Source organism: Clostridium sp. AF37-5, assembly GCF_003477605.1.
Classification (GTDB): Bacteria; Bacillota; Clostridia; order Lachnospirales; family Lachnospiraceae; genus Eubacterium_F.
This window is the reverse complement of record NZ_QUDR01000003.1, coordinates 213,157-225,764: the sequence shown is the minus strand read 5'-3', so window position 1 is coordinate 225,764 and position 12,608 is coordinate 213,157. Positions and strand designations below refer to the sequence as shown.

Here is a 12,608-nt window from a genome sequence, read left to right as displayed (position 1 = left end):
CGCTCGTTTCTGATTCGAAACCGAGCGGAGGTAGAGCCTATGTTGTTATCAGAAGGTACGGTGGAAGAATACGTGGATAGTATGAACGAAGTCAAGGAGCAGGAAATTGAGCGACTGAAAAGAGAACTGTCGAGAGTAACTCAGGAAAAAGATGAGGCATTATCAAAAAGAGATCGTGAAATCGCTCGATTAAAAGCTTTACTTGCATCAAAAGAAAACAACTAATTAGCACAGCAGGAGAAGTTATCATCTAGAGAGAACACAGGAGGTGTCCTCTTGAACTAAAATGAAAGCAAGAAATTCCAAAACGATTGAAACTATATTTGCAAAGCAAATATCCTGTTTCAATTGATTGGAATTTCTTGCTAGACATTATTAGACCGGCAGTGATATAATATTTTATGTTATTTTAACTTAATAATTAAGAAAAGAGGAAATAGGATTATGGAGATTACATTTTGTCCGAATTGTGGTCATCAAAACCAGCCGGGTTCGCGATTCTGTGAAGAGTGTGGCTGTGATTTGATTCAGGCGGCAGCGCAGCAAGAAGCGCAGATGGCGCAGCAAATGCAGCAACAGAACCAAGCGCAGGCGAAGCAACAAGTGCAGGCGCAACAGGAAGCGCAGGCACAGCAAAGAGTACAGGCAGCCAAACAGAACATGGCAGCACAAACATCTTTCAATAAGTCACAGAAACCGCAAAAGCAAAAGAAAAGTCATCTTGGATTAATTCTTGGAATAACAATCCCGGTGATTTTGATTGGCATTGCTGTTATTCTAATTCTTACTGGTGTAATTAAACTGCCATTTATGGATTCCGGTAAAAAATTAGAGGGAACATGGTATGAGTTTGCTGCCACAACGCCGGAAGACGGGCTGCGGTCTCTGCATGATCTCGCTGTTTTGCAGGATAAAGAAGCGGATGATATCAGGTTGACAATGACGATTAATGCGGATGGTTCCGGTCAGATGATTGGAGGCGGAGAAGGCAGTAAAGTATTAAATTGGACGGAGTCGAATGACCGTTATACCATTACTTGCGATGGCATGATTTATACAGGAAATTTTGAGACAGATGACCAGTTTGTGATGACAGGAAGCGATGATGTGAAATTGCATTTTAGTCAAAACATTTCTCATCAGATTCCGAACCAGATTGAAGTAACACCTTCGCCAAGTCCATCGCCTACGCCTACACCGACACAGGATTCTTTCTGGGGTACAGAACCGACAGAAGCACCATCTGATGTTGGAGACAGTGAAGAGTTTGAAGACTTTGATGATGCGGATGAGGACATTGAGGATGATGATACTGCGATTGATGATGATACTTACATATTTCCAAACAGTGATACTGAGTATTTAACAAAAAGTGATTTAAGCGGTATGAGTAAATCCGAAATCAATCTTGCAAAAAATGAATTATATGCAAGACATGGACGCAAATTCAAATCCAAGGAACTTCAGGAATATTTTGAAAGCAAAGACTGGTATGTTCCAAAATATTCTCCGAAACAGTGGGATAAAAAAGGCGATACCTTTTTCTTTAATAAGTATGAAATTAAGAACCGTGACTTGTTGAAGAAATACGAAAACAAATAAATCCATAGGGGGCAGAATTAATGAAAGAAATTGCATGTGATGTTTTATTTGAAAAAGGACATACAATTGCAGAAAAAATTTTTGAGGGAGTGACCTATCCGTATGAGGTGCTTCCAAAGATTAGTGAGTTTATTTTAGAACTTGGAAAAACATTGCCGGCAGATAAGTTTGAGTGCAGAGAGGATAATATCTGGATTGCGAAATCTGCTAGTGTTGCACCGTCTGCATACATTCATGGTCCGGCGATTATTGATGAAGAGGCGGAAATCCGTCACTGTGCATTTATCCGAGGAAATGCCATTGTTGGAAAAGGCGCAGTTGTTGGAAATTCAACCGAGTTGAAAAACGTCATCTTATTTGATAAGGTTCAGGTTCCTCATTATAACTATGTAGGAGATTCGGTTTTGGGATTTAAGTCCCATATGGGAGCCGGCTCCATTACATCCAATGTAAAATCGGACAAAACTTTGGTTGTAATTAAATCCGGTGAGGAAAAAATTGAAACCGGTCTGAAAAAAATGGGAGCGATTTTGGGAGACTGTGTGGAAGTTGGATGTGGCAGTATTTTAAATCCGGGTTCTATTATCGGAGCAAACAGCAATGTATATCCATTGTCCAGTGTTCGAGGAGTGATACCGGCTGGCAGCATTTACAAAAAACAGGGCGAAGTCGTCTCGAAACATTGACAAAGATGTCGAAATATTGTATGCTTTTTAAGTATAGGAACAAAATTCTGAAAGGAGTTATGACATGATTTATTCACAAGAAGTAGAAAACATGTGCCCAGTTGCTCAGGGTGTGAACCATGGTTGTGCACCGATTCCAGAAGAAGCAAAATGGGTAAAGGCAAAAGAAGTTAAAGATATCTCCGGTTTGACACATGGTGTAGGCTGGTGTGCACCTCAGCAGGGAGCATGCAAACTTACATTGAATGTAAAAGAGGGTATTATTCAGGAAGCTTTGGTTGAGACTATCGGATGTTCCGGTATGACTCATTCCGCAGCTATGGCATCTGAGATTCTTCCGGGAAGAACGGTTATGGAAGCTTTGAATACTGACCTTGTATGTGACGCTATCAACACTGCTATGAGAGAGTTGTTCTTGCAGATTGTATATGGTAGAACACAGAGTGCATTCTCAGAAGATGGTTTGCCAATTGGTGCTGGTTTGGAAGACCTTGGTAAAGGACTTCGTTCTCAGGTTGGTACGATGTATGGTACATTGAAAAAAGGTCCTCGTTACTTAGAGATGGCAGAAGGTTATGTTACCGGAATCGCTCTCGATGAGGAAGACATGATTATTGGTTACAAATTTGTAAGTCTTGGTAAAATGACAGATTTCATCAAAAAAGGTGATGACCCAAATACTGCTTACGAGAAAGCTTGCGGACAGTATGGCCGTGTAGATGATGCAGTTAAAATCATCGACCCTAGAACAGATGAAGTTCTTAAATAAATAGAGGAGGATAGAATAATGGCTTTATTTGAATCATATGAAAGAAGAATTGATAAAATCAATGGCGTATTAGCTGAGTATGGTATCTCCTCTATCGAAGAAGCAGAGAAGATTACGAAAGACGCTGGTTTGAATGTATATGACCAGATTAAAGGTATTCAGCCGATTTGTTTTGAAAACGCATGCTGGGCATATACAGTAGGTGCTGCAATTGCAATCAAAAAAGGATGCAAGAGAGCAGCAGATGCAGCAGCAGCAATTGGTATCGGACTTCAGGCATTTTGTATTCCTGGTTCCGTTGCTGATACACGTAAAGTAGGTCTTGGACATGGTAACCTTGGCAAGATGCTTTTGGAAGAAGAGACTGAGTGTTTCTGTTTCCTTGCAGGACATGAGTCCTTTGCAGCAGCAGAAGGTGCTATCGGTATTGCTGAGAAAGCAAACAAAGTTCGTAAAAAACCACTTCGTGTTATCTTGAATGGTCTTGGAAAAGACGCTGCACAGATTATTTCTCGTATTAACGGATTTACATTTGTTGAGACAGAGTATGATCCATATAAGAACGAAGTAAAAGAAGTATTCCGTAAATCTTATTCGGAAGGTCTTCGTGCTAAAGTTAACTGCTATGGTGCAAATGACGTTCAGGAAGGTGTTGCAATCATGCACAAAGAGGGCGTAGACGTATCGATTACCGGTAACTCCACAAACCCTACTCGTTTCCAGCATCCGGTTGCAGGAACATACAAGAAAGAGTGTATTGAACAGGGCAAGAAGTACTTCTCCGTAGCATCCGGTGGTGGTACAGGACGTACACTTCACCCAGATAACATGGCAGCCGGTCCTGCTTCTTATGGTATGACGGATACATTGGGACGTATGCACAGTGACGCACAGTTCGCCGGTTCTTCTTCTGTACCTGCTCACGTAGAAATGATGGGACTTATCGGTGCAGGCAACAACCCAATGGTTGGTATGACAGTAGCCGTTGCCGTTTCCATCCAGGAAGCAGCAGAAGCTGGTAAATTCTAATTCTGGAAATATTATTTTAAGATAATAAATTATAGTGAGAGGAACTTGTCAATTTGTTTTGACAAGTTCCTCTCATTTACTTTAACAAATTTACAGACAAAAGTTTGTAAGTTATTTCTAAAATTCATATCATTAGCGTTCCAGTAATTTAACAGAATCCGGTTATCTTCACGTGGGTTTTGAGTGCGTCAGCAGGAGGTACTGGTAGTTTCAGTACCCCTGCTGCTACGCATCTCAACAAGCGGGAGCGCCCACGAGAAGGTAACCGGATTCTGTTAAATTACGGAAATACATAATATTAATTTAGAAAACAACTTACTTCTTTAACTTCCTTATCTTCCCGGAAGCAATTTCCTTCCACAAAGTAGGATGGAACAGAAGGAGAAGCGGGAATAACTCCAATCGTCCGGCAAGCATATCAAACATCAGGACAAATTTGGAAAATCCGCTAAACAATCCGAAGTTTTGGGTAGGGCCGACTAGTTCAAGACCGGGACCAATATTATTAATTGTAGCTGCCACGGCAGTAAAGTTCGTAATTAAGTCATTGCCATCAAAGGAAATTGCAAACACAGAAAACGCGAACAGAATCATAAAGGTAATAAAATACACATTTGTAGCACGAACTACTTCATGTTCTACAGTCTTATGTTCAAAATTAATCTTTTTAATGCTCTTAGGATGAATATAGGAATTCAGTTCTTTTTTCACGGTTTTGCAAAGAATGACAAAACGTGACACCTTGATTCCGCCTCCGGTACTGCCTGCACAAGCACCGACAAACATCAAGAGAATTAATATCGTTTTACATGTCTGTGACCATAGGTTAAAATCAATGGTTGAATAACCGGTTGTTGTAATGATGGATGCCACCTGGAAAGAAGCGTGGCGCAGTGCATCAAAAATACCGGCAGAGGTATGGAGAATCTGCATAGTGATAATTGCGATGGAAGCGAAGATGATTAAAAAGTAATATCTGACTTCTTCCATGCGGAATGCCTTTTTAAATTTACGGTATAAAATCAGGTAAAAGGCATTAAAATTCACACCAAACAAAATCATAAAAATAGTAACAACCCATTGTAAATAAGCCGAATAACTGCCCATACTGTCATTTTTAATTCCAAAACCACCGGTCCCTGCTGTACCAAAACTGATGGTGAGGGAATCAAATAAAGGCATGTTACCAAGGAGAAGTAAAACAATCTCAATGATGGTGAGTGTCAAATAAATAACATAAAGAATCCGGGCAGTTGAACGGACTTTTGGTACCAGTTTTTCCACAGATGGTCCCGGGCTTTCTGCGCGCATCAGATTTATATGCGAACCGCCGCTCAGTGGAATGACAGCAAGCAAAAAGACCAGAACACCCATGCCGCCAACCCAATGTGTGAAACTGCGCCAGAAAAGCGAGCAGTGGGAAAGTGTTTCCACATTATTTAAAACACTGGCTCCGGTTGTTGTGAAACCGGAAATGGTTTCAAATAAAGCATCCGGTACGGATGTGATTTCACCGGTCAGTAAAAATGGAATGGAACCAAAAAAACTGAGTACAATCCAGCTTAAGGATGTGGCAACACAGCCTTCTTTTAAATAAAAAACATGATTTTTCGGTTTCCGAAAAGAGAGGAGTACACCAAGGAAGATGCACAGAGCGGAAACAGAAAGATAACATAACCCCTCCGGTTCGCGGTAAATAGCAGCTACAATGGAAGGAATCAGTAAAAGTGCTGCCTCAATCTTTAAAATGTATCCGACAATATAGCGGATAATTGATGTATTCATAATTCATTAACTCCTTATAATATCCTGTATATTATCTAAACCGGTATGGGTTGTAACAATCATAACGGTGTCACCAACTTCAATGGTGTCCAAACCACTTGGAATTTGAACCTTGCCGTTTCGATAGATAAAAGAAACCAGCAAATCATTTTTTAACATCAAATCTTTCAGTGGAATACCGGTAACAGAAGATGGTTCATCAACACGAAATTCAATGGCTTCTGCGCGGTTATCAAACATATGATATAAAGTTTCAATATTACTGTTTGTCGAATTCTTTTTCGCACGTACATAGGCAATAATCGCTTCGGATGTAATGTAACGTGGATATATTACACTTCCCAAATCCAGCTTACTAATTACATTTTTAAAAGTGCTTCGATTGATTTTAGTTATCAATTTTGCATTGGAAACTTGTTTTGCATGGAGTGTCAGCATAATATTTTCCTCATCAATACCAGTCAGTGGAATAAATGCCTGTGCATATTCAATTCCCTCTTCACGTAAAACTTCCTCATCCGTGCCGTCTCCATTAATAATAATTGCTTCCGGCAGTAAAATACTTAATTCCTCGCAGCGTTCCTTGTTCTGTTCAATGATTTTTACATCAATTCCCATGGCGATTAACTGTTTGGCTAAATAGTAAGAAGCTTTTCCACCACCGACAATCATAGCATCTTTTACCTGTTTGGTTTTAAAGCCGATTTTTTTCAGAAAACTACGGATATGGCGTCTTGGAGCAACAAAAGAAACAATATCGTTCTTTGCCATTTGGAAATTACCGCCTGGGATATAAACTTCACCTTCACGTTCGATGGCGCAGATAAGAATTTCATTTGTAATACTTTTTCCTAAGGTGGCAATTGTCATTCCGTCTAATAGATTTCCTTCCGGAATTTTAAATTTTACAATTTCTGCCTGACCATGAGCAAAAGAGTTTACTTCTAACGCTGTTGGCAGATAAAGAATACGGGCTGTCTCAAGGGAAGCTTCTAATTCTGGATTAATAATCATGGTGAGACCAAGTTTTTCTCTTAGGTATCCGGCTTCTTTGCTGTAATCCGGTGTGCGGACACGGGCAATCGCAGCACAGTCACCGACTTGTTTGGCAACGGTACAGCATAACAGGTTTAATTCATCAGAAGCTGTTACCGCAATAATTAAATCAGCGTTTTCAATTCCGGCCTCCATCTGTACACTATAACTGGCACCATTTCCGACCAGCCCCATAATATCATATAGATTGGACATTTCCTGAACCTTCGCTGCATTTTTATCAATAATGGTAATGTCATGGCCTTCTTTGCTTAATTGCTCGATTAGGGTCATTCCCACTTTTCCACATCCAACAATAATAATATTCAGGCCATTTTTTGATTGCATCTTATTACTGATTTTCATAATAATCTATACCTCCAAAAGTCTGTATCTATTATAGCACGAACGAAAAAAAATACAACCATAGGAATTTGAACGTAAATGTCACATTTTAACATGGTATTGTCACAAAAAAATATAGAAAAAATAGAGAAAAAATAGTACGATAGAAAAAAAATAGGAGGATTGTATACATGAACTTAAAGAAACCGCCGATGGGCTGGAATAGTTATGATTATTATGACACAACCGTAAATGAGGAGCAGGTTCGGGGAAACGCTGATTATATGGCGGCTCACTTAAAGGAATATGGATGGGAATATGTAGTTGTTGATATTGCCTGGTATTCCTATGAGGCCGGCGAGCAGAGAGAGCGCTTTCAGTATGTTCCGTTCTGCCATGTGGAGATGGATGAATATAGTCGTTTACTGCCATGTGTTAAACGCTTTCCATCCTCTGCCGATGGCAAAGGTTTTGGCCCATTGGCGGATTATGTGCACGGGCTTGGACTGAAATTCGGAATTCATATTATGAGAGGAATTCCACGTCAGGCAGCATATCAAAGGACAAAAATTCTTGGCACCGATAAAACAGCAAATGAAATTGCAGACGCTTATTCGATTTGTGGATGGAATCCCGATATGTATGGCGTAACACCGGGTGTTGAGGGGGCGCAGGAGTATTATGATTCCATTGTTTCTCTTTATGCGGACTGGGGAGTTGATTTTATTAAATGTGACGACATCTGTCGTATGGATGCAGATTCCTCCAAAGAGGAGATTAAAATGCTTCATCGGGCGATTGAAAAATGTGGCAGAGATATTGTATTAAGTTTGTCACCGGGACCGGCACTTGTAGAGGAAAATGAGTTTTATCATGAAAATGCAAATATGTGGCGCATTACCGATGATTTGTGGGATAATTGGGAATCGCTTCGCGATATGTTTGACCGTTGTCACAACTGGCAGGGGCTGACCAGAGAAGGTGGATATCCGGACTGCGATATGCTTCCGTTTGGAATGATTGGAAAGGGTTTTGGCGATGAAAGAAAGTCAGCACTTACCTATGATGAGCAGAAGACAATGATGACACTTTGGTGTATATTCCAGTCACCGCTTATGCTCGGGGCAGAATTAACCAAATTGGATGAAGAAACATTATCGCTGTTATGCAACCAAAAGGTACTTGCATTGTTTGAACTACCGGCAGGACAGGCAAAAGAGATAATTAGAGATGATACGGTGATTGTATGGAAAACAGGAGATTATGCGGCCATTTTCAATGTATCCGGTTTTGACTGCATGGTAAATATCAGTGAATTACTTGAGATTCAGGAAAAAGAATTTGCAAATGACTTATGGACAGGAGAAAAAATCCAAACAAATCAAAAGACAGCAATTTCTGCACATGGCTGCGTTCTTTTGGAAATTTAGTATTAAAAAAGCAAGTCTGCTTATGAGGCTTGCTTTTTTGTTATCTTGATTATCTTGCTGTTGTAAACCAAGTGTAAGTGTTCTTACCGGTCTGAATACGGTAAGTATATGGGGCAAATCCTTTATTTACCAAGACTGCTTTGCCACAAGTTATTGTGTTGCCCGGAGACAACAGCACCTGACCTAAATCATCGACATCTTCAAAGAAGAATCCCCAATCTAAGTTTGTCATCTGTTTTGTAGAGTTTGCTCCGAAGATATTGTAGTAGTAATTAAAAACATCTTTTGCCTTAATTGTCTGTGTACCCGAATGATAGGTAATCTTAAAACGGAAATATAAATATTCCTCATTTGCTTTTGGCACTAAATTAGATGAATTCTTTTTTGCTAATTTAGCGGATTCGGCACCGGAAGCAAAGGACTCTAACTGCATGGAAATTTTTCCGATTTTTTTGCCTTCCTCATAGAAGGTAAAGGAATTGTTGTTATAAGCGGACTTTGGACTTGCCTTTGTTCCTTTTCCAAGTGATCGGTTTTTTACTGTCAGCCGGCAAATTAGCTTTTTGCTGCCAATTTTTGCTGTGATTTTAGCCTTTCCCGCTTTTTTTGCAACTACTTTTCCTTTGGAAGAAACGGTTGCAACGGATTTTTTACCGGAAGTCCATTTTACCTTGCCGGAAGCTTTTTTTACTTTTAATGTGTAATTACTTCCAATGTAAAGTGTTAATTTGGATTTATTTAACTTTGGTGCCGCTGCTTTTGCAGTCGAGACATCAGTCAATGTGCCGAGCAGTAAAACGGCGGTTAGTATTTTAGCCATCTGTTTTCTCATTTTGTGTCCCTCCTTGACTTAATTATCTGTATTCTACACCATAAATGTGGAAAAGACAAGGCGGATAGGAACTTTTTGTGGCAAAATATGTGTAATTATGCTAAGATAGGGATAGATTTGTGGTAGGAAAGGAAAGAATTACAATTATGTCAGTTATTGGAAAAGATCATATAAGAAATTTTTGTATTGTAGCACATATTGACCATGGAAAATCAACGCTTGCCGACCGTATTATTGAACGGACCGGACTGCTTACAAGCCGTGAGATGCAGGCACAGGTGCTTGACAACATGGAATTGGAACGTGAACGTGGAATTACGATTAAATCACAGGCAGTTCGTCTGGCGTACACGGCAAAAAACGGTGAAGAATATTTGTTTAACCTGATTGATACACCGGGACACGTGGATTTCAATTATGAGGTATCAAGAAGTCTGGCGGCGTGTGAGGGCGCCATTTTGATTGTCGATGCGGCACAGGGAATTGAGGCACAGACGTTAGCAAACTGTTATCTGGCAATTGACCATGATTTGGAAATTATGCCGGTTATCAATAAAATTGATTTGCCGAGTGCTGACCCGGACCGTGTAAAAAATGAAATTGAGGATGTCATTGGAATTGAGGCACAGGATGCCCCATTGATTTCCGCAAAATTAGGAACGAACATTGAAGAAGTGTTGGAGCAGATTGTGAAAAAAATACCGGCACCGCAGGGTGATGATACAGCACCGCTTAAGGCTTTAGTTTTTGATTCTGTTTATGATTCCTATAAAGGGGTTATTATTTTCTGTCGCTTATTTGACGGTATCGTGAAAAAGGGAACGAAAATTCACATGATGGCGACCGGTTTGGAAGAAGAAGTGGTTGAAGTGGGTACTTTTGGTGCCGGTCAGTTTATTCCCTGCGAAGAATTGACCGCGGGCATGGTTGGCTATATTACTGCCAGTTTGAAAAATGTAGAGGGAACACGTGTCGGTGATACCGTAACAGATGCTGAAAATCCATGCAAAGAGGCACTGCCGGGATATAAAAAAGTAATGCCGATGGTTTACTGTGGTCTTTATCCGGCCGATGGTGCCAAATATCAGGATTTGCGCGATGCACTGGAGAAATTGCAGTTAAATGATGCTTCGTTACAGTTTGAGGCAGAGACTTCGGTTGCCCTTGGATTTGGTTTCCGCTGTGGATTTTTAGGACTTTTACATTTGGAAGTTATTCAGGAGCGTTTAGAGAGAGAATATAATCTGGATTTGGTTACGACAGCACCGGGCGTTGTTTACCATGTCTATAAAACAAATGGGGAAATGGTCGAAGTGACGAATCCTTCAAATCTCCCGGATCCATCCGAAATTGAGCATATGGAAGAACCGGTTGTGGATGCAGAGATTATGGTGACGACAGAATTTGTGGGAGCCATTATGAAACTTTGTCAGGAAAGACGTGGTGTCTATCAGGGCATGGAATATATGGAAGAGACACGTGCACTTTTGAAATACACACTGCCGTTGAATGAGATTATTTACGACTTTTTTGATTCGTTGAAATCGCGTTCCCGTGGTTACGCTTCCTTTGATTATGAGATGAAGGGCTATGAGACAGCAAGTCTTGTGAAGTTAAACATTTTGATTAACAAAGAGGAAGTCGATGCGCTGTCCTTTATTGTGCATGAAAGTTCTGCTTATGAGCGTGGAAGAAAGATGTGCCAGAAATTGAAAAATGAAATTCCGAGACATCTTTTTGAAATTCCGATTCAGGCAGCCATTGGAAATAAAGTAATTGCCCGTGAAACGGTTAAGGCAGTGCGCAAAGACGTCCTTGCCAAATGTTATGGCGGCGACATTTCACGAAAGAGAAAACTTCTTGAAAAGCAGAAGGAAGGAAAGAAGAGAATGCGCCAGATTGGCAATGTAGAAATTCCGCAGAAGGCATTTATGAGTGTTTTGAAACTGGATGAGGAAGAATAAATGAGTACATTTGGCTTGTATCTTCACATTCCGTTTTGCGTGAAAAAGTGTAATTACTGTGATTTCCTTTCATTTCCTGCCAAAGAAGCGCTGAAAGATGAGTATGTAAAAGCACTTGCTATGGAAATGCGGCTTTGGAAAGATAAGGTGTCAAATGATGTGGTAGATACCATTTTTATCGGTGGAGGAACGCCATCTCTGCTTACGGAGGGGCAGTTTGATGTTTTACAGAATGAAATGGTAAAATCATTTCATTTATCTGATAAAATGGAATATACCATCGAATGTAACCCAGGTACGGTAGACGCTGAAAAACTGAAAAATTATAAAAAGGCTGGCGTAAATCGGATTAGTTTTGGACTTCAGTCGACGATTTCTTCTGAGCTTGCTTGTCTTGGCAGAATTCACAGCTATGACGATTTTTTGGTGAGTTTTCATCAAGCAAGAGAATGTGGATTTGCTAACATCAATGTGGATTTAATGTCGGCAATTCCTGAGCAGACTGTAGCAGGATACGAGCAGACATTGACACGTGTGTGTGAACTTGCACCGGAGCATATTTCTTCGTACAGCCTGATTTTGGAAGAGGGAACTCCGTTTTACGAAAAGTATGGGGAATGTCCGCCTGTTTCGGAAGAAGAGGACAGGCAGATGTATGAACTGACGAAAGAGAGGCTCTCGGATTTTGGGTATCACCGCTATGAGATATCCAATTATGCCAAAGCAGGAAAAGAGTGTGATCACAACAAAAAATACTGGAAACGTTTTCCTTATCTTGGACTTGGATTAGGAGCGTCATCGTGCATGGAGAATGTGCGGTTTTCCAATGAGCAAAATTTTAAGACTTATGGGCAAAAAATAAAGAATGGGAAATTGCCGGTTGTTGAAAAAGAGGAATTAACAAAGGAAGACTGCATGGCAGAGTTTATGTATCTGGGACTTCGGATGATGGAAGGTGTATCGAGAAAAATGTTTTATCAGAATTTTTTAGTGCCGATGGAAACTTATTATCAAAGTTCCTTAGAAAAGTGCATTCGTGAAGGATTGATAAAGGAAAATGGTGACAGGTATTGCCTGACTGATTTTGGAATTGATGTCAGCAACCGTGTATTTGCAGAGTTTATATAACAA

The 12,608-nt window shown here is 40.2% G+C and carries 11 protein-coding genes; 8 read left to right on the top strand and 3 right to left on the bottom strand.

The features are described from left to right. The 5 genes from DW019_RS03575 to DW019_RS03555 all read left to right on the top strand — a co-directional run. On the top strand, positions 1-225 hold a 225-nt coding region (locus tag DW019_RS03575; RefSeq protein WP_207663918.1), incomplete at its 5' end, for a hypothetical protein. A gap of 219 nt (positions 226-444) precedes the next feature. Beyond that, on the top strand, positions 445-1,602 hold the full coding sequence (locus DW019_RS03570; RefSeq protein ID WP_118442536.1) for a YARHG domain-containing protein: 1,158 nt from the start codon (positions 445-447) through the stop codon (positions 1,600-1,602). Between the two features lie 20 nt (positions 1,603-1,622). Next, positions 1,623-2,288, top strand: a complete 666-nt coding sequence (locus tag DW019_RS03565) for a UDP-N-acetylglucosamine pyrophosphorylase (RefSeq protein ID WP_118442535.1) — start codon at positions 1,623-1,625, stop codon at positions 2,286-2,288. Positions 2,289-2,352: 64 nt separating this feature from the next. After that, the gene (locus DW019_RS03560; RefSeq protein ID WP_022376751.1) at positions 2,353-3,057 is read left to right on the top strand and encodes a hypothetical protein; all 705 of its coding nucleotides are present in this window, start codon (positions 2,353-2,355) and stop codon (positions 3,055-3,057) included. Positions 3,058-3,075: 18 nt separating this feature from the next. Beyond that, positions 3,076-4,086 carry a GGGtGRT protein gene (locus DW019_RS03555; protein ID WP_022376752.1) on the top strand — a complete coding sequence of 337 codons (1,011 nt, stop codon included), beginning with the start codon at positions 3,076-3,078 and terminating at the stop codon, positions 4,084-4,086. Positions 4,087-4,401: 315 nt separating this feature from the next. Here the strand turns inward: DW019_RS03555 and DW019_RS03550 are convergent, their stop codons facing one another. After that, a complete protein-coding gene (locus DW019_RS03550) occupies positions 4,402-5,871 on the bottom strand; it encodes a TrkH family potassium uptake protein (protein WP_117479877.1) in 1,470 nt (489 codons plus the stop codon). Between the two features lie 6 nt (positions 5,872-5,877). After that, positions 5,878-7,272: a Trk system potassium transporter TrkA gene (gene trkA, locus DW019_RS03545; protein ID WP_243024089.1), complete on the bottom strand. Its 1,395-nt coding sequence runs from the start codon at positions 7,270-7,272 to the stop codon at positions 5,878-5,880. Positions 7,273-7,442: 170 nt separating this feature from the next. Here trkA and DW019_RS03540 point away from each other — a divergent pair, with 170 nt between their 5' ends. Further along, positions 7,443-8,681: a glycoside hydrolase family 27 protein gene (locus DW019_RS03540; RefSeq protein ID WP_117479879.1), complete on the top strand. Its 1,239-nt coding sequence runs from the start codon at positions 7,443-7,445 to the stop codon at positions 8,679-8,681. Positions 8,682-8,730: 49 nt separating this feature from the next. Here the strand turns inward: DW019_RS03540 and DW019_RS03535 are convergent, their stop codons facing one another. After that, complete coding sequence (locus tag DW019_RS03535; protein ID WP_118442534.1) at positions 8,731-9,513, bottom strand: Ig-like domain-containing protein; 783 nt, start codon at positions 9,511-9,513, stop codon at positions 8,731-8,733. Between the two features lie 146 nt (positions 9,514-9,659). On the opposite strand from DW019_RS03535, the gene lepA reads away from it, so the two are divergent. Both lepA and hemW read left to right on the top strand, forming a co-directional pair. Then, positions 9,660-11,477 (top strand): translation elongation factor 4, encoded by a 1,818-nt coding sequence (gene lepA, locus DW019_RS03530; protein WP_118442533.1) that lies wholly within the window; start codon positions 9,660-9,662, stop codon positions 11,475-11,477. Continuing rightward, entirely contained in the window at positions 11,478-12,605 is a 1,128-nt protein-coding gene (hemW, locus tag DW019_RS03525; RefSeq protein ID WP_117478542.1) for a radical SAM family heme chaperone HemW, read from the top strand. It abuts the gene before it with no gap. Positions 12,606-12,608: the final 3 nt, after the last annotated feature.